Consider the following 24047-nt stretch of genomic DNA (forward strand, 5'->3'; position numbering starts at 1 on the left):
TGCCCATCTGCACCCGGCCGCTCGACGGGGTGGCGAACAGCGGCCCGCCGCTGTCGCCCTGGCACGAGTCGAGCCCGGTGGCGCCGGCGCACAGCATGGTGGCGGCGTCGAGGGAGGACCCGTACGAGCGGGCGCACTGCGAGTCGCTCACGGCCGGGACCACGACCTCCTGGAGGTCGTTCGGATAGCTCGGGCTGCCGCTCGAGTTCACGTTGCCCCAGCCGATCACGGTGAGGCCGGTGCCGGCCGCCTCGTAGACGTCGTCGGCGGCGCCGGCGAGGCGGATCGGGGCGATCGTCGTGACCGCCGTCGACAGCTGGATCAGGGCGGCGTCGTGGGCCAGCGAGGTCGGGGAGCCGTAGCTCGGGTGGATGAAGATGGCCGACACGCTGCGGCGCACGCCCTGGGTGCTGTCGAGCTGGTTGCGGCCGACGGCCACGGCGAGGTTCGAGGCCCGCTCGCCCTCGACGCAGTGCGCTGCGGTGAGCACCCAGTTGGCGGCGATGAGCGACCCGCCGCAGTACTGCTTCTGGTAGTCGTTGCCGGCGATCGTCTCGTCGAGGATCGCCGTCATGAACGGGTACTCGCCCGGCTCGGCGGGGTCACCGCCGATGATCTGGGTGGACGGCGGCCGGGCCTCGGCCCTCGGTGCCGCCACCAGGCCCGCCAGGAGCCCGAGGACGAGGAGCGCAACTGCTCCGCGACGACGGTTGCGCATGATGAGTTCCCCCCTGCGTCGGAGATGTGACGCGCGAACAGTAGCCACCGACGCGCCCATCGTGGGGAGACGTTGAGCTAGGAGGGCGGGGCGGCGCGCAGGCCGTCGAGCTGGTCGGCGTGCTCCTCGAGGTGGCCGACCACGAAGTGGCGCAGCATGGCGTCCATGTCCAGCTCGCCGAGGGTCGGGTGGGCGCCGACGGCCGACCACGCCGACCCGTCGAGCCCGGCCAGCCACGACCGCCACACGGCCACGTGGCCCCGGACCTCGGCCATCAGCGCGGCCGGGTCCTCGGCCCGCCGGGCCTCGATGGCGGCGATGCGGCCGGCGTCCTTCTTCGTGCGGCCGAACGGCACGGCCTCGCCCCGGAACGCCGTCACCACCTTCGTGAGCTGGCCCATCCAGTAGGGCAGGAACTCGGCGAGGTGGGCCCACACCTGGCCGGCGTCCCACCGCTCGCCGGTGGGCGGGTCCGGGTCGGTCAGACCGGGCGGCGCGCCGTCGCCGGCGTGGTCGGCCAGGCGGGCCTCGACGGCGTCGAGGCGGGCCAGCCACTCCTCCCTGGTGCTCACTTCAGCGGCTTCAGGGCCGGGCCCTCGACCACCCGGTTGCGCAGCACGCCCAGGTGCTCGACGGCGAGCTCCACCTCGTCGCCCGGCCGCAGCCACGGGTAGGCGTCCGAGCCGTGCACGAGCGACAGCTCGAGGATGCAGCCGGTGCCGCACGTCCCCGAGCCGATCACGTCGCCCGGCGCCACCCGCGTCCCCCGCGAGGCGTAGGCCAGCATCTGGCCGAACGACCAGTAGACGTCGGCCAGGGTGGCCCTCGTGTACTCCTTGCCGTTGACCGAGGCCGTCATGGTGAGGTCGTAGGCCTGCCCGGCCCGGTACGGCTCGAGCTCGTCGGGGGTGACGAGGAGCGGGCCGAGCGTGGTGGCGAAGTCCTTGCCCTTGACCGGCCCCATCGACAGCTTCATCTCCCGCCGCTGGACGTCCCGGGCGCTCCAGTCGTTCATCACGCAGAACCCGGCGATGTGGGACGCGGCCGTCTCGGGGTCGAGGTCGACCCCGCCCCGGCCGACCACGGCCGCCACCTCGAGCTCGTAGTCGAGCTCGGACGAGCCGGGCGGGACGGCGACGTCGTCGCCCGGCCCGTTCACGGCGTACGGGTTCGAGAAGTAGAAGACCGGCAGCTCGTACCAGTCGGGGTCCATGTCCAGCCCCCGCCTGGCCCTGGCCGTGCGCACGTGCTGCTCGAAGGCGTAGAAGTCCCGGACCGTCGGCGGGCTCGGCACGGGGGCGAGGAGGCGGACGTCGTCCAGGTCGAGCACGTCGCGGGGGTCGGACCGGGCCCGCTCCCCCGCCTCGGCCAGGCGCTCGCCGTCGTCGCCGAGGAGGCCCAGCAGCGTGACCCCGGGCTCCAGCGCGTGGACGCGATCGTCGACGACCAGCCCGACCCGCGCCTCGTCCGCACCGCCCGTCGTGAACGTGGCCCAGCGCACCGTTGCGCTCCTCTCAGCTCGCGACCGTGCCCCCGTCGACTGCCGGGAACGACGACGGCCGGCACACGCGTGCCGACCGTCTCAGCGCTCGGGGGGGAGGACTCGAACCCCCAACAACAGGGCCAGAACCTGTCGTGTTGCCAATTACACCACCCCCGATCGGGCGGACCGACACCCTACCCGGTGGCGACCGGGGCCCGCACCCCCTGGAGCTCGTCGTCGAGGCGGACGAGGCGGCGGTAGCCGATGACCCGGCCGACGGACACGGCCGCCGTCTCCCGCAGCAGGTTCCTCGCCTCGGTCACGAACCCGTAGCCGATCTCGGCCGGCGACGTCCTGGCGTCGAGGCCCACCTCCTCGGCGATGGCCGCCACCCGGTAGGAGTGGTAGTCGTCGCTCACGAGCAGCACGCTCTCGAGCCCCCGGTCCTCGAGGATGCGGGCCGTGGCGGCGAGCGACTCCCACGTGTTGCCGCCCTGCACCTCGCGGAGGATGGCGTCGTCGGGCACGCCCCGCTCGAGCAGCCAGTTGGCGCTCGCCGTCGCCTCCGTGAACCGGTCGCCCGGCTGCCCGCCGCCGGTGACGACGACGACGTCCGCGTAGCCCGCCTCCCACAGCGCGAGCGTGTGGGCCAGCCTCGACTCGAGCACCGGCGACGGCTGGCCGTCGTACTGGGCGGCGCCGAGCACGACGATGGCGTCGGCCGGGCCGGCCTCGTCGGCCCGCGACGCCCGCCACACCTGCACGAACGTGACGAGCACGTAGACGGCGACGAGGGCCGCGAGCACCAGCCCGCCCCGCACGCCCCAGCGCAGGGCCCGGCGGACCACGCCCGCTACAGGCGGGCCCTGGCCGCCCGCAACCGGGCCAGCACCCGGTCCCGCCCGAGCAGCGCGAGCGACTCGAACAGCGGCGGGCCGACGCTGCGGCCGGTGACCGCCATCCGCACCGGCGCCTGGGCGGCCCTGATCGCCTTCTTCTCGGGCAGGCCCTGGGCCAGGCCGGCGTCGAGCAGCACCCGCTTGATCGCCTCCGGGTCCCAGTCGCCCGCCTGGAAGCCGCTGATGGCGGCGTCGAGGAGCGCCGGCGCCGGCTCCCGCATCGCCTTGGCCCAGGCCGCGTCGTCGACCGGCAGGTCGTCCCCGAACAGGAAGTCGACGTGGGACGCGACCTCGTCGAGCCGGGCCACCCGCTCCTGCACGAGGTCGACGAAGTCGCCGAGCGAGGCCAGGTCCCAGGCGGCCGGCAGGAACGGCCGGGCCCTGGCGACGAGCTCCTCGCGCGGCAGCGCCCTGATGCGGTCGCCGTTGAGGGAGCGCAGCTTGACGAGGTCGAAGTAGCTCGGCGACGAGTTGACGTCCTCCAGCCGGAACTCGGGGACGAGCTCGGCCACGTCGCGCGTGTCGTCGGGGTCGCCCCAGCCGAGGTGGGCGAGGAAGCTCGCCATCACCTCCGGCAGGTAGCCCTCGGACCGGTAGAGCTCGAGGGCGACCGGGTCCCGCCGCTTGGACAGCTTCTGGCGCTTCTCGTTGACGATCAGCGGCACGTGCGCGAACACCGGCGGCCGGCCACCGCCGAGCGCCTCCCAAAGGAGCAGGTACTTGGGCGTGGTCGGCAGGTGCTCCTCGCCCCTGATGACGTGGGTGATGCCGAGGTCGAGGTCGTCGACGGCGTTGGCCAGGACGAAGATGGCCCGCCCGCTCGACCGGACGATGACGAAGTCCTCGATCGTCGTGTGGTCGAAGGCGGGGTCGCCGCGCACGACGTCGTGGACGACGGTCGCCCCCTCGTCGGGCGTGCGGAACCGCAGCGCCCGACCGGCGCCGGGCCCGAGCGAGCGGTCGCGGCAGAAGCCGTCGTAGCCGGGCGGGCCGCCCCGCCGCTCCGCCCGCTCCTCCACCTGCTCGCGGGTGCACTCGCACCAGTACGCGAGGCCGGCGGCCTGGAGCTTGCCGGCGGCCTCGTCGTAGCGGTCGGACCGGTCGGACTGGCGGACGAACTCGTCCCAGTCGACGCCCACCCAGCGCAGCCCCTCGCAGATCCCGTCGACCCACTCCTCGCGGTTGCGCTCGTCGTCGGTGTCCTCGATGCGGAGCACGAACGTGCCGCCGTGGCGGCGGGCGAACAGCCAGTTCCACAGCGCCGTGCGCACGCCGCCCACGTGGAGGAAGCCGGTGGGCGAGGGCGCGAACCGCACCCGGACGGGAGGGGTGGTCACCCCGGCCAGGGTACCGGCGGGCGGGCGGCCGGCCGAGACAGTTGAATGGGCGGGTGCCCCTCGACGCCTACGGGGTGCTGGTCGGCACCCTGGCCAGCCACTTCCGCGACCCGCCCGACGAGCAGGGCCGCTGGTACCACGTGAACCTGCTGGTCGACGCGCCCGACGGCCGGGGGGTCACCCGGTCCTACCGGGCGGCCGTCGACGTCGACAGCAAGATGTCGGCCGTCGGCGTCGAGTGGAAGGTGCTCCGGCTCACCGCGCCGGCGCTCGGGCCGGTGGCCGCGCTCGGCCCCGGCTGGCACCCGCTGGCGATGGCGGAGGCCTCCGGCGCCCTCGACTACGTCCGCCACCCCGCCCTCCGGGACTCGCCCGGGTGCGTGTTCGTGCGCGACCCCGGCCCGTTCCTGCGGGCGCTGCTCGCCGCCCTGCGCCCCCGGTGGACGGCCGGCTCCCACCTCGACGCCAGCGCCGCGCTGGAGGGCGTCCTCGTCGCCGGCGCCACCGTGCTCGTGTTCGGCGAGCCGTTCACGACCGGCCTCGGCGTGCACGACGTCCACCAGAACCAGGGCGACCCGGCCGGCAGCCAGTGGTGGGCGCAGAACGGGCCCTGGCAGGACGGCGCCACGATGGTCCGCCGCCCCGACGGCGCCTACGACGCGTTCCTGTCGAAGTTCTCCTCGCAGGCCTACCGCACCGACTCGGCCGGCCACCCGGCCTGAGGCCCGGCCGCTACGGCGACGGCGGGCCGGCGAACAGGCCGAGGTCCTCGAAGGTGCCGCCGACGACGGCCGACGGGTCGCCGCCGAGCCACGGCCCCACGATGCTGGCGTAGACGCTGCGGAAGTCGACCGTGGACTCGAGGTTGTCCCACGGGAAGGCGAGGTCGAGCGACGGGTACTCGCCGTACAGGCCGCCGGCCACCCGGTCGCCGACCACGAAGCAGGCGCTCGCCGTCCCGTGGTCGGTGCCGCCCGAGTCGTTGCGCTCGGGCCGGCGGCCGAACTCGGAGAACGTGAGGATCGTCACCCGGTTGCGCCAGGCCGGGTCGAGGAGCAGGTAGAAGAGGTCGATGGCCCGGTCCAGCTCGGCCAGCCGGTCGGCGTGGGCCCAGGCCTGGTTGGCGTGGTGGTCGAAGTCGCCGTAGCCGGTCGACAGCACCCGCACGCCGAGGTCGGCGTTGACCAGCCGGGCGCAGATGGCGAGCTGGCGGGAGAGGTCGCCCTCGGGGAGCTGGGCGTCGTACACGGGGTCGAGGGTGACGGCCAGGTCCATCGTGTCCCGCCCGTTGGCGGCGAGGGCGTCGGCCCACGGGCCCCGGCCGCTCGGCGCCGCGGCCATGGCCCGCACGGCGTCGTACATCCTGCCGTTCTCCGGGTCGGACGGGTCCGAGCCGAACGCGCCGTCGAGCCACTCGGGCAGGCCCGTCGCCCTCGTCGTCCGGCCGACGAGGTGCAGCGGGACCGACGAGCCGATGGCCACCCCGTGGAGGGTGTCCGGGCCGCCGGGCGCGTCGTCCAGCCAGCGGCCGAGCCAGCCCGACGTCGGCGGGCCGGGCACGCCGGAGCCGGCCATCCAGGTGGCCATCGAGGTGAAGTGGCTGAGGTCGGCGCCCGCGTACCCGACCCCCTGCACGACGGCGACCTGCCCCGCCTGGTAGCGGGCCCGCAGCTTCACGAGCGACGGGTGGAGGCGGACGTGGTCGTCGCCGATGTCGAGCCCGTTCGCCGCGGTGACGGCGAGCGGGCCGCGGAGGTCGAAGTAGCGGGGGTCGCCGACCGGGCAGACGGTGTTCATCCCGTCGTTGCCGCCGCCCATCATGATCACGACGAGGATCCCCTCGTCGTCGGCGACCGGGTCGGCCGCCCAGGCCGGGGCGGCGGCCCACGACGGCAGCACGGCGGCGCCGGCCGCGCTGCCGAGGAGGGCGGCGATGAACCGCCGGCGCGACAGCTCCAGCGGGGAGCGGGCCACCGGCCGGGAGAGGCGGTGCAGGGCGTCATCGAACTCGTCCTCGGCCACCGGTCCCCCTAGGCGAGCTGGAAGTCGGGCGTGAGCATGGACAGGGTGATGAGGTTCGGGACCTCGGCCCACCCGTGGGCCGTGCGCTCGGCGACGACCCAGTCGACCAGCGCCTGCCGCGTCGTGGTCGACGGCCGGTCCACGCCGAACACGTCGAAGGCCCGCTGCACGGCGTCGGCCGGGGCGTGACGCTCCGAGCCCTTCAGCACGCCCTTCTCCCAGGCCTGCCAGGTGAGGTAGCGGGCGAAGCCGGCCCGCGCCCACAGCGCCGTCGAGGAGATCCAGTAGGCGTTCGGCCGCCAGCCCGACACGTTCGGCGGGTACAGCAGCGCCTGGCCCATGTCGTGCGCCCACCACTCGGGATGGGCCGACTTGGCGCGGATGCCGGTCGCCTTGAGCGCGGCGACGATCACCTCGGTCGGCGAGCGGACGAGGCCCGTGCGGGCCTGCTCGGACCAGAACTGCGGGTGGAGGAAGATCGACCGCAGGAGCCGCTTCACCTCGTAGCCGCCGGCCAGGTAGTCGGCGACGACGGCGTCGACCACGGCCGGCTCCGGGCCCGGGTAGGCGAGGAACGTCCACAGCTTGGCGGCGAGGAACGAGGCGGCGACCCGCTTCTTCCGCCCGGTCACGATCTCGTCGACGACCTGCGGGCCGTCCCAGTTCCGAGTGCGGCCGAAGAACGTCTTCTGGCCGCCGTCGTGGCGGTCGCGGTGGAAGACGTACCGGGTGAGGTCGTCGGACAGCCCGTGCCCGGTCCACGCCCTCGCCGAGGCGACGACGTCGTCCTGGGTGTACTGGTTCACGCCCAGGGTGAACAGCTCCATGAGCTCGCGGGCGAAGTTCTCGTTCGGCGAGCCGGCGACGTTGTAGGCGTTGTCGAGGTACAGCAGCATCGCCGGGCCGAGCGCCACCTTGCGGCACAGGCTCGGGAAGCTGCCGAGCCCGTCGGTGTGGAACAGGCGGACCTGCTGGAACATCGTCTCGGCCCGGCCCACCTTCTCGATCGACGAGCAGAACTGGCCGTGCCAGAACAGGCTCATCTTCTCGACGATCGGCGTCGGGCTCGTCGCCATCCGGTCGTACCACCACCACATGACCCGGATGGCCTTCTCCCAGTCGGCCAGGTCCGGGCTCGTCAGGTCGGCCGGGGTGTCCACCGGCGGCGCCGCCGTCGTGTCGAGGACGCGCTCGACGACCTCGTCCCGGTCGTAGGGCGTGAGCGCGGCGATCTCGGCCGGGGTCCCCCCGAACCCGGCCCGCCGCAGCAGGTGGGCGACGTCCGCCTTCGAGGTGGGCACACCGCGGCATCGGCACACCGGCCGGGCCGGTTGAGCCGGCCCGCCCGGCGGTCGGCTCAGCCGGCGTCGAAGGTGACGGGGACCACCGTGGCGTGGAGGATGCGGCCGTCGTTCTCGCTGTACTCGGCGAAGGCGATGGCGCCGTAGCGGGCGGCGCCGGGGTCGAACTCGACGGTGCCCTGGAACGGCCGGAGCTGGTCGCCGCCGCCGGTCACGAACGTGCGGGCGATGGGCGCCGTCGAGTCCTGGACGTACACGCCGACCTGCACGGTGCCCTCGAAGGCCCACGCCTCGCCGGCCAGGTCGACCGGTGACGTCACGCCGCCCGCCGTCGGGGCGGTCACGATGATGTGCTCGCTCGCCGCGCCGGTCACCCACCAGGAGCCGTCGTCGGTCAGCTGGCGGACGAGGACGGTCGTCTCGGGGCCGCCGTCGGCGAACGGGGTCAGCGGCACCTCGCCGGAGCGGGCGTCGCCCTGGCGGAACGCGCCGACCTGGGGGTCGGCCATCTTCAGCCAGTAGACGGCGAAGGAGCGGGCGACGGCGGCGGGGTCGTCGAAGCGGACGTCGCCGGTCGTCGGCGGCCAGATGGCGGTGGGCAGGTCGACCGCCGTGGGCGGCGGGGCCGAGGACGGAGGCGTCGCGGGCGCGCTCGTCGGGGGCGCCGTGGCCGGCGGGGCGGTGGTGTCGGGCGGCGCCGTCGTGGCCGGCCCGGCGGCGGTCGTCTCGGTGGTCGACGGCGGCGCGGTCGTCGACGTCGTGCTGCGCACGGTGCCGACCACGGCCACCTCCCGCCCGTCGGCGCCCGCCCGCACGACGAGGACGACGGCGACGACGGCGATGACGGCCGCGGTGGCGGCGATGGCGAGCCACCACCGCCGGTCGCCCGGGTCGGGGTCGTCGGGCAGCAGGGCCGGTCGCGGGGACTGGGTCGCGGTCATGCCGGCATCGTGCGGCCCCCGTGTAACGGCAGGGCAACGGCGGGGCCGCGGTCGGTAACGTCCTGCCCATGGCGGAGCACGGATCCCGGTGGGTCGAGGACGAGGTGCAGTGGGAGTACTCGGCGGTGCGGTCGCCGTCGGTGGCGCTGACGGCGATGGTGGACGCGCTGGTCGAGGCCGGGGCGAAGGGCTGGGAGCTGGTGAACGTCGCCTTCGTCGACCCGACGGTGGGCGTCAACGAGATCGGCGCGGTGCTGAAGCGACGCGTCGTCCCGCCGCCCCCGCCGCCGGCGCCCGAGCCGGCCTGGCACCCGGACCCCACCGGCCGCTTCGCCAAGCGCTGGTGGGACGGCCACCAGTGGACGGCCCACGTCGCCACCGACCAGCGCACGGCGCTCGACGCGCCGAGCCTGCGCGCCCGCGACGAGTGAGCGGCGCCGGCGCTACCGGAGCAGCTTGCGGCTGATGACGATGCGCTGGATCTGGTTGGTCCCCTCGTAGATCTGCGTGATCTTGGCGTCCCGCATCATGCGCTCGACGGGGAAGTCCCTGGTGTAGCCGTAGCCGCCGAGGAGCTGGACGGCGTCGGTGGTCACCTGCATGGCCACGTCCGACGCGAAGCACTTGGCCGCCGCGCCCGTGTAGCCGAGGTCGCCGTCGGGGTCGCCGGCGTCGACCAGCGCGCACGCCTTGTACACGAGCAGCCGGGCGGCCTCGAGGCGCATCGCCGCGTCCGCCACCATGAACTGGAGGCCCTGGAACTCGGAGATGGGCTTGCCGAACGCGTGGCGCTCCTTCATGTAGCCGCACGCGTAGTCGAGCGCCCCCTGGCCGATGCCGACCGCCTGGGCGCCGATCGTCGGCCGTGACCGGTCGAGGGTCTGCATGGCGATGCGGAAGCCCTCGCCCTCCTCGCCGATGCGGTTCTCGGCCGGCACCCGCACGCCGTCGAGCAGCACCTCGCCGGTGGGGCTGCCCCGCACGCCCATCTTCTCCTCGAGCTTGGTGACCTGGACCCCCCAGTCGCGCTCGACGACGAAGGCCGACACGCCCCGGCTGCCGGCGGCCGGGTCGGTCTTGGCGAACACCGTGTACACGTCGCTGATGCCGGCGTTGGTGATCCAGTACTTGGTGCCGGTGATCACGTAGGAGTCGCCGTCGCGCACGGCCCTCGTCTTCATCGAGGCCACGTCCGACCCGGCGTCGGGCTCGGAGAGGCAGTACGACGCCTGGCTCTCGCCCGAGGCGATCCTCGGCAGGTACGTGCGCTTCAGGTGCTCGCTGCCCCAGTTGATGACCGGGATCATCCCGAGCTTGGAGATCAGCATCATGAGGCTGGTCGAGGCGTCGACCCTGGCCAGCTCCTCGACCATGATCGCCTGGGTCACGTGGTCGGCGCCCGACCCGCCGTACTCCTCGGGGATGCCGAGGGACGGCAGGTCCATGCTGACGCACGCCTTGAACGCGTCCCAGTCGTACTCGCCCCTGCGGTCGGTGTCGGCGGCCCTGGGCGCGAGGCGGTCCTCGGCGAACTGGCGCACGACCGACCGGAACTGCCGCTGCTCGTCGGTGAGGGTGATCGGCTGCATCGCCCCAAGTGTGGCACCGGGTTGCGCTCCGGCCTTCCGAGGCATAGAAACAGTGATAGCTGTTTTTATTGGCTCCGACCGAGGAGGGCGGATGACCGTCGCACTGATCACCGGAGCGAGCCGGGGGCTCGGGGCCGCGCTGGCCCGGGCCCTCGCCGAACGGGGCTGGCAGCTCGTCGTCGACGCCAGGGGCGCCGAGGCCCTGGAGCGCACCGCCGAGGAGGTCCGCCGGGCGACCGGCGCGGAGGTGGTGGCCGTGCCCGGCGACGTCGCCGACCCGGCCCACCGGGCCGACCTCGTGGCCGCCGCCGGCCGGCTGGGCCGGCTCGACCTGCTCGTCAACAACGCCAGCGTCCTCGGCCCGAGCCCGCAGCCCGAGCTCGGCGCCTACCCCCTCGACGTGCTGGAGGACGTCTACCGGGTCAACGTGCTGGCCCCGCTGGGGCTCGTGCAGGCGGCCCTGCCGCTGCTCGCCGTGAGCGGCGGCCGGGTGCTGAACGTGACGAGCGACGCCGCCGTCGAGGCCTACGAGGGCTGGGGCGGCTACGGCTCGTCCAAGGCGGCGCTCGAGCAGGTGTCGGCCGTGCTGGCCGCCGAGCACCCCGGCCTGCGGGTGTGGTGGGTCGACCCGGGCGACCTGCGCACCGAGCTGCACCAGGCCGCCTTCCCCGGCGAGGACATCTCGGACCGGCCGCTGCCCGAGACCGTCGTCCCCGGCTTCCTGCGGCTGCTCGACGAGGACCGGCCGAGCGGCCGGTACCGGGCGGCCGACCTCGTCCCGGCGACCATGGGGGTGGGGGCGTGACCCCCGCGGCGGCGGCCGGGCTGGCGGCCACGCTCGACTTCGAGCTGCCGCCCGGGCTCGAGGCCTCCGCGCCGCCCGAGGCGCGGGGGCTGCGCCGCGACGACGTGCGCCTGCTCGTCACCTGGCGCTCGACCGGCGCCGTCGACCACCGGCGCTTCCGCGACCTGCCCGACGTGCTCGCCCCGGGCGACCTGCTCGTCGTCAACACGTCGAGGACCCTGCCGGCGGCCGTCGACGGGCGGCACGCCGACGGCAGCCCGGTGGTCGTCCACCTGTCGACCGACCTCGGCGCCGGGCGCTGGGTGGTCGAGCTCCGCATGCCGGCCGGCCGCGGGGCGACCGTGCCGTGCGGGTGCGGCCGGGCCGGCGAGCGCCTGGACCTGGCCGGCGGGGCGACGGCCGAGCTGCTGGCCCCCTACCTGCCGTCCGGGCCCCGGCCCCGCCTGTGGGTGGCCGACCTGCGCACCCCCGGGCCGGCGCTCGCCTGGCTGGAGGCGAACGGCCGACCGATCCGCTACGGCTACGTGCCCGAGCCGTGGCCCATCGACGCCTACCAGAACGTGTACGCGCTGGTCCCCGGGTCGGCCGAGATGCCGAGCGCCGGGCGGGCGTTCACCCCCGAGCTCGTGACCCGGCTGGTGGCCGGCGGGGTGGCCGTCGCCCCGATCGTGCTCCACACCGGCGTCGCCTCGCTGGAGGCCGGCGAGGCGCCCTACCCCGAGCCGTACACGGTGCCGCCCGCGACCGCCCGGCTGGTGAACGCGACGAGGGACGGCGGCGGCCGGGTGGTGGCCGTCGGCACGACGGTCGTGCGGGCGCTCGAGACCGTGGCCGGGCCGGACGGGACCGTCGTGCCGGGCGAGGGCTGGACCGACGTCGTCGTCACCCCCGAGCGGGGCGTGCGGGCCGTCGACGGGCTGCTGACCGGGTTGCACGAGCCGAGGGCGTCGCACCTCGCCATGCTGGAGGCCGTGGCCGGCCGGCCCGTGCTGGAGCGGGCCTACGCCGAGGCGCTGGCCGGGGGGTACCTGTGGCACGAGTTCGGCGATCTCCACCTGATCCTGCCGTGAGGCCGCTCGACGACGACCAGCTGGCCGCCTACCTCGCCCGGGTCGGCGTCGAGCGGCGGGCGGCCACGCTCACGGCGCTGCATCTCGCCCACCGCCACGCCGTGCCGTTCGAGAACCTCGACATCCACCTCGGCGAGCCGGTGTCGCTCGACCTCGACCGCATCGTCGACAAGGTCGTCCGCCGCCGGCGGGGCGGGTTTTGCTACGAGCACAACCTGCTCTTCGCGGCCGCGCTGACCGCGCTCGGCCACGAGGTCGGCTTGCTCAGCGCGTCGATGTGGAACCCGACGGCGGGCCGCTGGAACCCGCCCTTCGACCACCTCGCGCTGGAGGTGGACGACGGCGGCCGGGCCGTGCTGGCCGACGTCGGCAGCGGGCGGGGGTTCCTCGTGCCGCTGCCCTTCGACGGCGGCGGGTGGGTGGAGCACCCGGCCGGCGGGGCCCACCGCCTCGTGCCCGAGCCGGGCGGCGACGGCTGGGTCGTGCAGCAGCGGGCGGCCAGGGGCGAGCCGGTCGAGCCCGGGTTCCGCTTCGAACGCGCCCACCACGAGCCGGGCGACTTTGCGGCCATGTGCCACCACCAGCAGACCTCGCCCGAGTCGGTGTTCACGACCGGCTGGGTGTGCACGATGGCCCGGCCGGGCGGCGGCCGGCTGACCGTGCGCAACGGGCTGCTCGTCGAGGAGTGGCCGGGGCACCGGGAGGAGCGCCCGCTGGCCGGCCCGGACGAGTTGGAGCGGGTGCTGGTCGAGCGGTTCGGGATGGCCCCGGTCGCCGTGCCCGCCGCCTGGTTCGCGGCGGGGCCGGGCTAGAGGCGGTCGGCGCCGGCCAGGTGGGCGAGGAGGACCTCGTTCAGGCGGTCGGGCGCCTGCTCGGGGATCCAGTGGCCGACCCCCTCGAGCACCTCGAAGCGGTACGGGCCCTCGACCTCGGCGGCCGTCGCCTCGGCGGGCTCCCGGCCGAGCGCCGGGTCCTGGTCGCTCCAGACGTACAGGGTCGGGGCGGTGACCGGGCCCATGTCGTCCGCGTCGGTCAGCTCCACCGCCCGGTACCAGTTGAGCGCCCCGGTCAGCGCCGGGCGGGTGCCGAGGGCGGCGAGGTACGGGTCGGCCGACGCCGGCAGCCCCGGCAGCGCGGTCAGCTCGAACAGGCGGCGCAGCCCGTCGCCGTCGCCGCCGAGGAAGGAGTCCTCGGCATCCGGCGACCGGAAGAACGCCATGTACGACGAGCGGTCGGCCTGGTCGCCGCCCAGCTCGCCGTCGATCGCCCGGCGGAAGGCGCGGGGGTGGGGGACGGAGAGCACCGACAGCGAGCGCAGCCGGTCCGGGTAGCGGCCGGCCACCCGCCAGGCGACCGCCGCACCCCAGTCGTGGCCGACGAGGTGGAACCGGTGGCCGCCGATCTCGTCGGCCATGCCGAGCACGTCGGCCACGAGGTGGTCCATGCGGTAGGCGTCGACCCCCGCGGGCCGGGCGCCCGGGGAGTAGCCCCGCTGGTCCGGGGCGACCGCCCGGTAGCCGGCGGCGGCGAGCGCCGGCAGCTGGTGGCGCCAGCACCACGACGTCTGCGGGAACCCGTGCAGGAGCAGGACGAGCTCGCCGTCCTCGGGGCCGTCGGCGACGGCGTCGAAGCGCAGCGGCCCGACGGGCAGGGTCAGCCGGTCCACGGTCCGCCAGCCCGGCCCGTCAGCCGGCCAGGGACAGCAGCGAGCCCCAGTCCGACCCGTGCACCTCGGCCACGTCCCGGTGCGAGCGCCGCAGGGTCGCCTCGGGCACGGCGTCGGCCACCGCCCGCTGCTTGTCGTAGTGGTGCGGGCTGGCGACCTCGGCGAACAGCGGCCGCCGGGCGGCCACCAGCTCGGCCGGCGGGTCCTCGTCGAGGAACCCCCACACCGTGAACGCCACGGTCAGGTCGTGGACGACCGGGGCCCGCCCGAACAGCGCCGCCCGCTTGGTGGCCACGCCGAGGCACCCGGCGACGGCGTCCTCCTCCCGCTCGCCCTCCTGGAGGTGCAGCCGGCCCTTGAACTGGCGGGCCAGCAGGAAGGCGTAGCCCTGGTCCGGGCCCTGGGAGCCCATCATCGGGCCGGCCGGCTGGTGGCCGAGCAGGTCGCCGGGGCGGTCCGGCAGCCACCCCTCCGGCTGCCACGGCGGCGACTCGTAGGTGCGCACGACCTCGGCGGGCTTGCGCGGCACGTACTCGGGGATGGCCACGCCCCGATGCTACGAGGGCCCGGCGGCCACCCGGCGAGCGACCTCGTCGCCGACGGCCGCCGTGGTGCCGGCGAGCCCCTCCGGGTCGGCGCACGCCGCCTGCACCCGCAGGGCGGCGTCGACCTCGCCGAGGAACTCGAGCATCATCGCCGCCGACAGGATGGCCCCGACCGGGTCGGCCCGGCCGGTCCCCACGAGGTCGGGCGCCGAGCCGTGCACCGGCTCGAACATCGACGGCCCCGTCCTCGCCGGGTTGAGGTTGGCCGACGCCGCCCGCCCGATCCCCCCGGCCAGCGCGCCGGCCAGGTCGGTGAGGATGTCGCCGAACAGGTTGTCGGTGACGATCACGTCGAAGCGCTCGGGCGACTCGACGAGGTGGATGCAGGCGGCGTCCACGTGCAGGTAGGCGGTGTCGACCGACGGGTGCCCGGCGGCGACGGCGTCGAAGGCCCGCTGCCACAGGTCGCCGGCGAAGGTCAGCACGTTGGTCTTGTGGACGAGGGTGACGTGCCGGCGCCGGCGGCTGGCCGCCAGCTCGAAGGCGAAGCGCACGCAGCGCTCGACGCCCATGCGGGTGTTGACCGAGCCCTGGGTGGCGACCTCGTGGGGCGTCCCCCGCCGCAGCACCCCGCCCTCGCCGACGTAGGGCCCCTCGGTGTTCTCCCGCACGACCATCAGGTGGAGGCGGGGCGGCAGGGCGAAGGGCCGCAGGTTCACGTACAGGTCGAGCTCGGCCCGCAGCCGCAGCAGCAGGCCCCGCTCGATCAGGCCGGGGGGCACGTCGGGGTGGCCGACGGCGCCGAGCAGGATGGCGTCGAAGCCCCGCAGCTCGTCGAGGACGTCGTCGGGGAGCACGGTGCCGTCCCTGCGCCAGCGGGCGCCGCCGAGGTCGAAGGGCGTGGGGACGAGGGCGACGCCGGCCGCGTCCACCACCTTCAGGGCCTCGGCGACCACGTCCGGGCCGATGCCGTCGCCGCCGATGACCGCCACCCGGTGGGCCATGGGCCGCCAACCTACGCCGGTACCATCGACCCCGATGGCCCAGACCCACCACCTCTCCCGAGCGGCCTACGAGCGGCTCCAGGCCGAGCTGGACGACCTGACGACCCGGGGCCGGGTCGACATCGCCCGCAAGATCGAGGCGGCCCGAGAGCTGGGCGACCTCTCCGAGAACGGCGACTACCACGCCGCCAAGGAGGAGCAGGGGAAGATGGAGGGGCGCATCCGCCAGCTCCAGGCCCTGCTCGAGCAGGCGGAGATCACCGAGGGCGGGGGGTCCGACACCGTGGCGCCCGGGTCGGTGGTGACGATCGTCTACGAGGGCGACGACGAGCGCGAGCGCTATCTGATCGGCTCGATCGAGGAGCGGCGCGACGGCCTCGACGTCATGTCGCCCGGGTCGCCGCTCGGCCAGGCCCTGCTCGGCCGGTCGGTCGGCGACCGGGTGTCCTACGAGGCGCCCGGCGGCAGCCTGACCGTCGAGGTCGTCGACATCGAGTAGGCGGCGCCGGGGCGCTCAGCCCCCGCCGAAGCCGCCGTCGATCCCGCCCTGGTGGTGATCGGGAGGGAACCCGTGCCGCGCGCCCGGGTAGCCCCGGTCCTGCTCCAGCTGGCGGTCGTCGATGGCGCCGGGGCCCCGGCGCGGCCGCCGCCGGTACCGGTCGAACCACCACGCCCACACGAGGATCGCGAGGATCAGGACGCCGATCTCCACCACGGGACGAACGGTACTCCTTGCGCTCGCCGGACGCTTCGGACCGGCCACGGCGCGTGGCCGCCACCCCGGCTAGGTTGCCGTTCCTCGCCGGTCGTCCCGGGCCGGCGCTGGGAGGGGAGGCGCCGTGCGCCGGACGTTCGCGACTCGACTGGTGGCCGCGGTGGTCCTCGCCGCACTGGCCGCCCTCCTGCCCGCCGTGCCCGCGCCGAGCGCCGGCGCCGCCGTGCGGGTCGCCGTGCCGGCGGCCGTCGCCGACCAGGTGGCGGCGACCGGCAAGGCCACGTTCTGGGTCGTCCTCCGCGACCGGGCCGACCTCGCGACCGCGTCGCGGGTCGGCGACTGGTCGGCCAGGGGCGCCGCGGTGGTCGACGCCCTGCGGGCCACCGCGGAGCGGAGCCAGGCCGGCGTGCTGGCCGCCCTCCGGGCCGCCGGCGCCAAGGCCGAGCCGTTCTGGGTGGTCAACGCCGTCCGGGTGACCGGCGGGCAGGCCGCCATCGACGCCGTGACCGCCCGGCCGGAGGTCCGTGAGCTCCGGCCGGCCCGCACCTACGAGCTGCCCCGGCCGGCCGCCGGCCAGGTGCAGCCGACCGTCGAGGGCGTCGAGTGGGGGGTCGACCGCATCGGCGCCGACGACGTGTGGACCACGTTCGGCGTTCGGGGCGAGGGCGTGGTCGTCGCCAACATCGACACCGGCGTCGACTACCGCCACCCGGCCCTCGTGAACCAGTACCGGGGCAACCTGGGCGGCACCTTCAGCCACGACTACAACTGGTTCGACCCGTCGAACGTCTGCCCGTCCGACGTGCCGTGCGACAACAACAGCCACGGCACCCACACGATGGGCACGATGGTCGGCGACGACGGCGCCGGCAACCGCATCGGCGTCGCCCCCGGCGCCCGCTGGATCGCCGCCAAGGGCTGCGAGTCCAGCTCCTGCTCGGACCGCGCCCTGCTCCTCTCCGGGCAGTGGGTGCTGGCCCCGACCGACCTGAACGGCGAGAGCCCCCGCCCCGACCTGCGGCCCAACGTCGTCAACAACTCGTGGGGGACGGGCGACGGGTCCGACCCGTTCTACGCCGACACGGTCGCCGCCTGGGTGGCCTCTGGCATCTTCCCGTCGTTCTCGAACGGCAACTCCGGCCCGTCCTGCGGCACGGTCGGCGCGCCGGGCAGCTACCCGGGCTCCTACGGGGCCGGCGCCTTCGACGTCGCCAACCGCATCGCCTCGTTCTCCAGCCGGGGCCCGTCGCCGGTCGACGGGAGCATCAAGCCGGACATCGCCGCCCCCGGCGTCGACGTCCGCTCCAGCGTCCCCGACGGCTATGCGTCGTTCGACGGCACGTCGATGGCGGCCCCGCACGTGTCCGGGTCGGTGGCGCTCGTGTGGTCGGCCGCCCCCGAGCTGGTCGGCGACGTCGCCACCACCCGGGGCCTCCTCGACGCCACCGCCGTCGACGTGGCCGACGACCAGTGCGGCGGCACGCCGGAGGACAACAACGTGTGGGGCGAGGGGCGCCTCGACGCGCTGGCCGCCGTGCAGAACGCGCCCAGGGGCCCGAGCGGGACCCTCAGGGGCGCGGTGCTCGCCGCCGGCACCGGCGACCCGGTGGCCGGCGCGCTGGTCACCGCCACCGACGGCGACCTCGAGCGGTCCACGATCGTCGGCGACGACGGCCGGTTCTCGCTGGTGCTGCCGGCCGGCACCTGGCGCCTCGCGGCGTCGGCGTTCGGCCACGAGCCGGCGACGGCCGAGGTGAAGGTCGTCGAGGGCGAGGTGACGAGGGTCGTGCTCCGGCCGACCGCCCTGCCCGCCCACCCGGTCACCGGCATCGTCGTCGACGGGCTCGGCGAGCCCGTGGCCGGCACCGTCGTCACGCTCGGCGGCACGCCGCTGCCGGCCCAGGTCACCGGGGTCGACGGGCGGTTCTCGTTCCCGTCCGTCCCCGAGGGTCGCTACCGGCTCACCGTGCAGGCGGGCGGCTGCTGGGAGCCGAGGACGATGCGGGTCGACGTGGACGGGCCGGAGCGGGTGCGGGTGCTGACCGAGCACGTGGTCGACGCCGCCGGCTATGGCTGCGACGTCGTGCCGTCCTCCTACGTGGCGGCGACGAGGGTGCTGCGCCTGACCGGCGACGACGACACCCGCCAGGTCACCCTGCCGTTCGCCTTCCCGTTCTACGGGCGGACGGTGACGAGCGCGTTCGTCGGCACCAACGGCCTGCTCACGTTCCGGTCCGGGGCGACGCAGTACTTCAACGAGCGCATCCCGAGCCCGGCGGCGCCGAACCTCGCCGTCTACGCCTTCTGGGACGACCTCGTCGTCGACGACCAGGCCAGCGTGCGCACCGAGACGATCGGCACCGCGCCCGACCGCCGCTTCGTGGTCGAGTGGCGCAACGTCCACTTCTACGACGACGCCTCGCACCGGGTCACCGTGGAGGCCGTGCTGGGCGAGGACGGCAGCGTCACGACCCAGTGGTTCGACCTCGGCGCCGACCCGCGGGAGCGGGGCGGCTCGGCCACCGTCGGCATCGAGGACGCCGACGGCCGCACCGGCCTGCAGTTCTCGTTCGACCAGCCGGTGCTGGCCGACGGCCGGGCGGTGAGGTTCTCGCCCGCGGCGGGCTGAGCTCCGCGGGCTGACCTCGGCGACTGGCGGCCGGCGGTGGGGACCGGGCAGGGTGGCACCGTGCCCGCCTCCCCGCCGCTGCCGCCCGGCCGCCACCTCGAGCTGCCCCGGCGGGGGACGACGTTCGTCCGCGAGCTGGCCGGGCCGCCAGGGGCGCCGGCCGTCCTGCTCCTCCACGGCTGGACGGCCACCGCCGACCTGAACTGGTTCCCGTCCTACGGGCCCCTCGCCCGCCGCTTCCGGGTCGTCGCCATGGACCACCGGGGCCACGGGCGGGGCATCCGGACCTCCCGGCGGTTCCGGCTGGAGGACTGCGCCGACGACGCCGCCGCCGTCGTCGAGGCTCTCCGCCTCCGCGCGGTGATCGCCGTCGGCTACTCGATGGGCGGCCCGGTGGCCCAGCTCCTCTGGCACCGCCACCCGCACCTCGTCGGCGGCCTGGTGCTGTGCGCCACGTCCCGCAACTTCAGCGGCGACCCCAGGGAGCGGGCGTGGTTCTCGCTGCTGCCCGGGGTGGCGCTGGCCGCCCGGGTGGCGCCGGCGCCGGTGCGGGCGAGGGTGGCCGACCGGGTGCTGAGCAACCGCCTCGACGGGAGCCCGCTGTCCGAGTGGGCGGTGGGCGAGCTGCGCCGCAACGACCCGGTCGCCCTGGCCCACGCCGGGCACGCCATCGGCCGGTTCTCCTCGAAGGCGTGGATCGGCGAGGTGGACGTGCCCACCGCGGTCGTCGTCACCGAGGACGACTCGGTCGTGCCGCCCCACCGCCAGCGCCGGCTGGCCGAGGCGATCCCGGGGGCCCAGGTGTTCCCGGTGCGGGGCGACCACGGCGTGTGCGTGGCGGCACCGCACCGGTTCGTGCCCGTGCTCGTGCGGGCGTGCTCGACCGTGGCCGCCAGGGGATCGGCCGCTACGGTCACCCCTCGTGGGTGAGCCGAGGACGCTGTTCGACAAGGTCTGGGACCGCCACCTGGTGGCCGCCGGCGCCGACGGCGAGCCCGACCTCCTCTACGTCGACCTCCACCTCGTCCACGAGGTCACCTCGCCCCAGGCCTTCGACGGCCTGCGGGCCGCCGGCCGCACCGTCCGCCGCCCCGACCTGACCCTCGCCACCGCCGACCACAACGTGCCGACCACGTCGCCGTCCGAGCCTGTGCTCGACCCGGTGGCGGCCCGCCAGCTCGACGCCCTGCGCCGCAACTGCGAGGAGTTCGGCATCACCCACCACGGCCGGGGCGACGCCCGCCAGGGCATCGTCCACGTGATCGGGCCGGAGCTGGGGCTGACCCAGCCCGGGATGGTCGTCGTCTGCGGCGACAGCCACACCAGCACCCACGGCGCGCTCGGCGCGCTGGCCTTCGGCATCGGCACGAGCGAGGTCGAGCACGTCCTCGCCACCCAGACCCTCCCCCAGCGGCGGCCGGCGCCGATGGCCCTCACCGTCGAGGGCGAGCTGCCGGCCGGGGTGACGGCCAAGGACCTCGCCCTCGCCGTGATCGGGCGGCTCGGCACGGGCGGCGGCATCGGCTCGGTGATCGAGTACCGGGGCCCGGCCGTGCGGGCGCTCACCATGGAGGGGCGCCTCACGCTCTGCAACCTGACGATCGAGGCCGGCGCCAAGGCCGGCATGGTCGCCCCCGACGACACGACGTTCGCCTGGCTCGAGGGCCGGCCCTTCGCCCCGTCGGGCCCGCTCTGGGAGCGGGCCCTCGACGACTGGCGGTCGCTGCCCACCGACGACGGCGCGGCGTTCGCCGCCGAGGTCGTCGTCGACGCCGCCGCCGTCCGCCCCCACGTCACCTGGGGGACCAACCCCGGCCAGGTGGCGCCCATCGACGCGGCGGTCCCCGACCCCGACGAGCTGCCCGACCCCGACGCCGCCCGGCGGGCCCTCGCCTACCAGGGCCTCGCGCCCGGCACCCCGCTCCGCGAGGTGGCCGTGGACACCGTGTTCATCGGGTCGTGCACCAACGGGCGCCTGGAGGACCTGCGGGCCGCGGCCGACGTGCTCCGGGGTCGGCGGGTGCGCGACGGCGTGCGGGCGCTGGTCGTCCCCGGGTCGGCCAGGGTGAAGGCCGACGCCGAGGCCGAGGGCCTCGACCGCGTCTTCGTGTCGGCAGGGTTCGAGTGGCGGGAGCCGGGCTGCTCGATGTGCCTCGGCATGAACCCCGACCGGCTGGCCCCCGGCGAGCGGTGCGCCTCGACCAGCAACCGCAACTTCGAGGGCCGCCAGGGCAAGGGCGGCCGCACCCACCTCGTGTCGCCCGCCGTCGCCGCCGCCACCGCCGTCGCCGGCCGGCTGGCCGCCCCGTCCGACCTCGCCCCGTGAGGGCCGTCCGCCGGGTAGCCGGCCGGGCCGTCCCCCTCGACCGCTCCGACGTCGACACCGACCAGATCATCCCGGCCCACTGGCTGAAGCGGGTGGAGCGCACCGGGTTCGGGGCCGGCCTGTTCGAGGCCTGGCGGGGCCCCGGCTTCCCCCTCGACGACCCCCGCCACGCCGGCGCCGTCGTGCTCGTGGCCGGGCCCAACTTCGGCGTCGGGTCCAGCCGGGAGCACGCGGTGTGGGCCCTGGCCGACGCCGGGATCGAGGCCGTGGTGAGCCCCCGCTTCGGCGACATCTTCCGCACCAACGCGGCCGGCAACGGGCTGGTCTGCGTGCAGGTCGAGCCCGACGTCGGCCGCCGGCTCCTCGACGCCGTGGCCGCCGACCCGACCATCGAGGTCGTGGTCGACGTGGAGGCCCGCCGGCTGGTCGCCGAGGGGGCCGGGGTGGACGTCGCCTTCCCGCTCGACGCCGGCACCCGCCGCCGCCTGCTGGAGGGGCTGGACGACGTGGCCCTCACCCTCGCCGCCGCGGACGCCATCGCCGCCCACGAGGCCGCCCGCCCACCCTGGATGCCGGCCGTCCGGTGAGGGCGCTCGTGACCGGCGCGACCGGCTACGTCGGCGGTCGCCTGGTCCCCGAGCTCCTCGCCGCCGGGCACGAGGTCCGCTGCCTGGCCCGCACCCCGGCCAAGCTCGACGGCGTCCCGTGGCGCGACGACGTGGAGGTCGTGCGGGGCGACGTCACCGACCCGGCGTCGCTCGCCGGGGCCATGGACGGGCTCGACGCCGCCTACGTGCTCGTCCACTCGATGGGCGGCGGCGAGGGCGACTTCGCCGAGCGGGACCGCGCGGCCGCCGCGGCCATGCGCGACGCGGCCGCCGCCGCCGGCCTCCGCCAGCTCGTCTACCTCGGGGGCCTGGGCCGGGACGAGGACCCCGACCTGTCGCCCCACCTCCGCAGCCGCCACGAGGTGGGCCGGGTGCTGGCCGCCGGCCCGGTGGCGGTGACCGAGCTGCGGGCGGCCGTCGTCATCGGCTCGGGGAGCGCCAGCTTCGAGATGCTGCGCCACCTCGTCGACGTGCTGCCCGTGATGGTCACCCCCCGGTGGGTGCGGACCCGCTGCCAGCCGGTCGCCGTCGCCGACGTGCTGGCCCACCTCGTCGCCGTGCTCGGCGACGACCGGGCCCTCGGCCGGGTGCTGGAGGTCGGCGGGCCCGACGTCCTCACCTACGAGGAGATGATGGGCGTGTACGCCGAGGAGCGTGGGCTGCGGCGCCGGGTGGTCGTCCCCGTCCCGCTGCTCAGCCCCCGCCTGTCGTCGCTGTGGATCGGCCTCGTCACCCCGCTGCCGAGGGGGCTGGCCCGCCCGCTGGTCGACAGCCTGGTGAACGAGGTCGTCGTGCGCGACCGGCCGGCCGCGGCCCTGTACCCCGGCCTGGCGGCCACGCCGTTCCGGGAGGCCGTGCGCCTGGCCATCCGCCAGGTCGAGGCCCACGAGGTGGCGACGACCTGGGCCGGCGCCGAGGTGGGGGGCCGCTCGCCGGCCGACCCGATGCCGACCGACCCGTCCTGGGCCGGGGCCGCCGTGCTGGCCGACGACCAGGACGTGGACTGCCCGGCGCCGCCCGAGCAGCTGTTCCGCACCGTGCGGGGGATCGGCGGCTCCCGCGGCTGGTACGCCGCCGACTTCCTGTGGGGGATCAGGGGCTTCCTCGACCAGGTGGTCGGCGGCTCCGGGCGGCGCCGGGGGCGGCGCGACCCGGACGACCTGCGGGTCGGCGAGACGCTCGACTTCTGGCGGGTCGAGGCGCTCGAGGAGGGCCGGCTGCTGCGCCTGCGGGCCGAGATGCGCCTGCCCGGCGCCGCCTGGCTCGAGTGGCGGGTCGACCCCGACGGCGAGGGCGGCAGCCGGCTCCACCAGCGGGCCCGCTTCCACCCGAGGGGCCTGTGGGGCCTGGCCTACTGGTACGCCATGCTCCCGTTCCACGCCCTGATCTTCCGGCGCATGGCCCAGCGCCTCTGCGACGCGGCGGGCCTCACGGCCCGCTGAGCGCGGCCACCGGCTCGGCCGTGCCGAACCGGTCGTGGAGGCGCCGCAGCGGGGCCGGCGCCCACCAGTTCCACCGGCCCATCAGCTTCATCGTCGCCGGCACCAGCACCGTGCGCACGACGGTGGCGTCGACGACCACGGCGACGGCGAGGCCCACGCCCAGCTGCTCGACGAGCACGAGCTCGCCGGTGGCGAACCCGGCGAACACGACGACGATCAGCAGGGCCGCCGACGTGATCACCCGGCCGCTGGCCTGGAGGCCGCGGCGCACGGCCAGGTCGCTGTCCCCGGTCGCCTCCCACGCCTCCCGGATGCGGGACAGCAGGAACACCTCGTAGTCCATGGAGAGCCCGAAGGCGAAGATGAACACGACGAGGGGGACGGTGGCGTCGAGGGCGCCGACCGGGTCGAAGCCGAGCAGGCCGCCGAGGTGCCCGTCCTGGAAGCCCCAGGCGAGCACGCCGAAGGTGGCCCCGAGCGACAGCACGTTCATCACCAGCGCCTTCACCGCGAGCACGACCGAGCCGGTCATCAGGAACAGCAGCACGAGGGTGGCCAAGCCGACGAGCGCGCCGGCGAGCGGCAGCCGGTCGGCCACCGACGCCTTCTGGTCGACCAGCTCGGCGGCGTCGCCCGTGACCAGCGCGGGGAACGGCGGGCGGTCGGCCCGCAGGCGCTGGACGAGCGCCTCGGCGTCGCCCTGGCCGTCGCCGGCGGGGACGACCTCGACCAGGGTGGCGGCCGCGCCGTCGGCGACGGGCGACGCGTCCACGCCGGCCACGCCGGGCAGCGACCGGAGGCCGTCGACCCAGGCGGCCAGCTCCGGCGCGTCGGGCGCCACCTCGGCCACGACCTCGACCGGGTCGGCGCCGACCGCCGGGAAGCGGGTGCGGCGGATCTCGTCGAGCTGGCGGGCGACCGACGAGCGGGGCAGGGAGCGGGCGTCG

25 protein-coding genes and 1 tRNA gene are annotated in these 24047 nt (G+C 75.6%); 11 read left to right on the top strand and 15 right to left on the bottom strand.

Features of this window, described 5'->3' with window-relative positions; all coding sequences use genetic code 11:
- The 6 genes from VGB14_17795 to gltX form a co-directional block, all read right to left on the bottom strand.
- The coding region (locus VGB14_17795) for a serine protease (protein ID HEX9994786.1) at positions 1–718 on the bottom strand (718 nt) is incomplete at its 3' end.
- 77 nt (positions 719–795) lie between these two features.
- A complete protein-coding gene (locus tag VGB14_17800; protein HEX9994787.1) occupies positions 796–1290 on the bottom strand; it encodes a DinB family protein in 495 nt (164 codons plus the stop codon).
- Positions 1287–2219, bottom strand: a complete 933-nt coding sequence (locus VGB14_17805) for a fumarylacetoacetate hydrolase family protein (protein HEX9994788.1) — start codon at positions 2217–2219, stop codon at positions 1287–1289. Before VGB14_17805 ends, VGB14_17800 begins: the two co-directional genes overlap by 4 nt.
- Positions 2220–2306: 87 nt before the next feature.
- Positions 2307–2378: transfer RNA gene (locus tag VGB14_17810), tRNA-Gln, on the bottom strand.
- A 17-nt stretch (positions 2379–2395) separates the two neighbouring features.
- Positions 2396–3049 (bottom strand): YdcF family protein, encoded by a 654-nt coding sequence (locus VGB14_17815; protein HEX9994789.1) that lies wholly within the window; start codon positions 3047–3049, stop codon positions 2396–2398.
- 5 nt (positions 3050–3054) lie between these two features.
- Positions 3055–4437 carry a glutamate--tRNA ligase gene (gltX, locus tag VGB14_17820; GenBank protein ID HEX9994790.1) on the bottom strand — a complete coding sequence of 461 codons (1383 nt, stop codon included), beginning with the start codon at positions 4435–4437 and terminating at the stop codon, positions 3055–3057.
- A 53-nt stretch (positions 4438–4490) separates the two neighbouring features.
- Here gltX and VGB14_17825 point away from each other — a divergent pair, with 53 nt between their 5' ends.
- Positions 4491–5159 (top strand): DUF2278 family protein, encoded by a 669-nt coding sequence (locus VGB14_17825; protein HEX9994791.1) that lies wholly within the window; start codon positions 4491–4493, stop codon positions 5157–5159.
- Between the two features lie 10 nt (positions 5160–5169).
- On the opposite strand, the gene VGB14_17830 is transcribed toward VGB14_17825, so the two are convergent.
- The 3 genes from VGB14_17830 to VGB14_17840 are packed head-to-tail and all read right to left on the bottom strand — an operon-like array spanning position 5170 to position 8701.
- A complete protein-coding gene (locus VGB14_17830; GenBank protein HEX9994792.1) occupies positions 5170–6459 on the bottom strand; it encodes a DUF1501 domain-containing protein in 1290 nt (429 codons plus the stop codon).
- A gap of 8 nt (positions 6460–6467) precedes the next feature.
- Complete coding sequence (locus VGB14_17835) at positions 6468–7760, bottom strand: DUF1800 domain-containing protein (GenBank protein ID HEX9994793.1); 1293 nt, start codon at positions 7758–7760, stop codon at positions 6468–6470.
- Between the two features lie 56 nt (positions 7761–7816).
- Positions 7817–8701 carry a Gmad2 immunoglobulin-like domain-containing protein gene (locus VGB14_17840; GenBank protein ID HEX9994794.1) on the bottom strand — a complete coding sequence of 295 codons (885 nt, stop codon included), beginning with the start codon at positions 8699–8701 and terminating at the stop codon, positions 7817–7819.
- Between the two features lie 68 nt (positions 8702–8769).
- Between VGB14_17840 and VGB14_17845 the strand changes: the two genes are divergently transcribed.
- Complete coding sequence (locus VGB14_17845; protein HEX9994795.1) at positions 8770–9132, top strand: DUF2510 domain-containing protein; 363 nt, start codon at positions 8770–8772, stop codon at positions 9130–9132.
- A gap of 12 nt (positions 9133–9144) precedes the next feature.
- On the opposite strand, the gene VGB14_17850 is transcribed toward VGB14_17845, so the two are convergent.
- Positions 9145–10290 carry an acyl-CoA dehydrogenase family protein gene (locus VGB14_17850; protein ID HEX9994796.1) on the bottom strand — a complete coding sequence of 382 codons (1146 nt, stop codon included), beginning with the start codon at positions 10288–10290 and terminating at the stop codon, positions 9145–9147.
- 91 nt (positions 10291–10381) lie between these two features.
- Between VGB14_17850 and VGB14_17855 the strand changes: the two genes are divergently transcribed.
- The 3 genes from VGB14_17855 to VGB14_17865 are packed head-to-tail and all read left to right on the top strand — an operon-like array spanning position 10382 to position 12977.
- The gene (locus VGB14_17855) at positions 10382–11095 is read left to right on the top strand and encodes an SDR family NAD(P)-dependent oxidoreductase (protein ID HEX9994797.1); all 714 of its coding nucleotides are present in this window, start codon (positions 10382–10384) and stop codon (positions 11093–11095) included.
- The gene (locus VGB14_17860; protein ID HEX9994798.1) at positions 11092–12165 is read left to right on the top strand and encodes an S-adenosylmethionine:tRNA ribosyltransferase-isomerase; all 1074 of its coding nucleotides are present in this window, start codon (positions 11092–11094) and stop codon (positions 12163–12165) included. Before VGB14_17855 ends, VGB14_17860 begins: the two co-directional genes overlap by 4 nt.
- Positions 12162–12977, top strand: a complete 816-nt coding sequence (locus tag VGB14_17865) for an arylamine N-acetyltransferase (protein HEX9994799.1) — start codon at positions 12162–12164, stop codon at positions 12975–12977. Before VGB14_17860 ends, VGB14_17865 begins: the two co-directional genes overlap by 4 nt.
- Here VGB14_17865 and VGB14_17870 read toward each other — a convergent pair.
- From VGB14_17870 to VGB14_17880, 3 genes are read right to left on the bottom strand one after another with little or no spacing between them, the layout of a single operon-like run.
- Positions 12974–13831: an alpha/beta hydrolase gene (locus VGB14_17870; protein HEX9994800.1), complete on the bottom strand. Its 858-nt coding sequence runs from the start codon at positions 13829–13831 to the stop codon at positions 12974–12976. The two genes, VGB14_17865 and VGB14_17870, sit on opposite strands and share 4 nt — an antisense overlap.
- A gap of 19 nt (positions 13832–13850) precedes the next feature.
- The gene (locus VGB14_17875; protein HEX9994801.1) at positions 13851–14378 is read right to left on the bottom strand and encodes a hypothetical protein; all 528 of its coding nucleotides are present in this window, start codon (positions 14376–14378) and stop codon (positions 13851–13853) included.
- Positions 14379–14387: 9 nt separating this feature from the next.
- Positions 14388–15380 carry a 3-isopropylmalate dehydrogenase gene (locus tag VGB14_17880; GenBank protein ID HEX9994802.1) on the bottom strand — a complete coding sequence of 331 codons (993 nt, stop codon included), beginning with the start codon at positions 15378–15380 and terminating at the stop codon, positions 14388–14390.
- 34 nt (positions 15381–15414) lie between these two features.
- On the opposite strand from VGB14_17880, the gene greA reads away from it, so the two are divergent.
- On the top strand, positions 15415–15879 hold the full coding sequence (greA, locus tag VGB14_17885; GenBank protein ID HEX9994803.1) for a transcription elongation factor GreA: 465 nt from the start codon (positions 15415–15417) through the stop codon (positions 15877–15879).
- A 15-nt stretch (positions 15880–15894) separates the two neighbouring features.
- On the opposite strand, the gene VGB14_17890 is transcribed toward greA, so the two are convergent.
- The gene (locus VGB14_17890; GenBank protein ID HEX9994804.1) at positions 15895–16095 is read right to left on the bottom strand and encodes a hypothetical protein; all 201 of its coding nucleotides are present in this window, start codon (positions 16093–16095) and stop codon (positions 15895–15897) included.
- A gap of 124 nt (positions 16096–16219) precedes the next feature.
- Between VGB14_17890 and VGB14_17895 the strand changes: the two genes are divergently transcribed.
- From VGB14_17895 to VGB14_17915, 5 genes are read left to right on the top strand one after another with little or no spacing between them, the layout of a single operon-like run.
- The gene (locus VGB14_17895; GenBank protein HEX9994805.1) at positions 16220–18724 is read left to right on the top strand and encodes a S8 family serine peptidase; all 2505 of its coding nucleotides are present in this window, start codon (positions 16220–16222) and stop codon (positions 18722–18724) included.
- 60 nt (positions 18725–18784) lie between these two features.
- The gene (locus VGB14_17900; protein HEX9994806.1) at positions 18785–19654 is read left to right on the top strand and encodes an alpha/beta hydrolase; all 870 of its coding nucleotides are present in this window, start codon (positions 18785–18787) and stop codon (positions 19652–19654) included.
- Entirely contained in the window at positions 19647–21050 is a 1404-nt protein-coding gene (gene leuC / locus VGB14_17905; protein HEX9994807.1) for a 3-isopropylmalate dehydratase large subunit, read from the top strand. Before VGB14_17900 ends, leuC begins: the two co-directional genes overlap by 8 nt.
- On the top strand, positions 21047–21637 hold the full coding sequence (gene leuD, locus VGB14_17910) for a 3-isopropylmalate dehydratase small subunit (protein HEX9994808.1): 591 nt from the start codon (positions 21047–21049) through the stop codon (positions 21635–21637). The genes leuC and leuD overlap by 4 nt, the downstream gene beginning before the upstream one ends.
- Positions 21634–23100: an SDR family oxidoreductase gene (locus VGB14_17915; GenBank protein ID HEX9994809.1), complete on the top strand. Its 1467-nt coding sequence runs from the start codon at positions 21634–21636 to the stop codon at positions 23098–23100. Before leuD ends, VGB14_17915 begins: the two co-directional genes overlap by 4 nt.
- Here the strand turns inward: VGB14_17915 and VGB14_17920 are convergent.
- A partial coding sequence (locus tag VGB14_17920) for an MMPL family transporter (protein HEX9994810.1) occupies positions 23087–24047 on the bottom strand: 961 nt, incomplete at its 5' end. The two genes, VGB14_17915 and VGB14_17920, sit on opposite strands and share 14 nt — an antisense overlap.

The organism is Acidimicrobiales bacterium (genome assembly GCA_036399815.1).
In the GTDB taxonomy this organism is placed as follows: Bacteria; Actinomycetota; Acidimicrobiia; order Acidimicrobiales; family DASWMK01; genus DASWMK01.

Coding starts and splice junctions, on each gene's coding strand:
- VGB14_17850 (HEX9994796.1), bottom strand. CDS start 10,290: ATGCAGCCGATCACCCTCACCGACGAGCAGCGGCAGTTCCGGTCGGTC.
- VGB14_17845 (HEX9994795.1), top strand. CDS start 8,770: ATGGCGGAGCACGGATCCCGGTGGGTCGAGGACGAGGTGCAGTGGGAG.
- VGB14_17880 (HEX9994802.1), bottom strand. CDS start 15,380: ATGGCCCACCGGGTGGCGGTCATCGGCGGCGACGGCATCGGCCCGGAC.
- VGB14_17840 (HEX9994794.1), bottom strand. CDS start 8,701: ATGACCGCGACCCAGTCCCCGCGACCGGCCCTGCTGCCCGACGACCCC.
- VGB14_17855 (HEX9994797.1), top strand. CDS start 10,382: ATGACCGTCGCACTGATCACCGGAGCGAGCCGGGGGCTCGGGGCCGCG.
- greA (HEX9994803.1), top strand. CDS start 15,415: ATGGCCCAGACCCACCACCTCTCCCGAGCGGCCTACGAGCGGCTCCAG.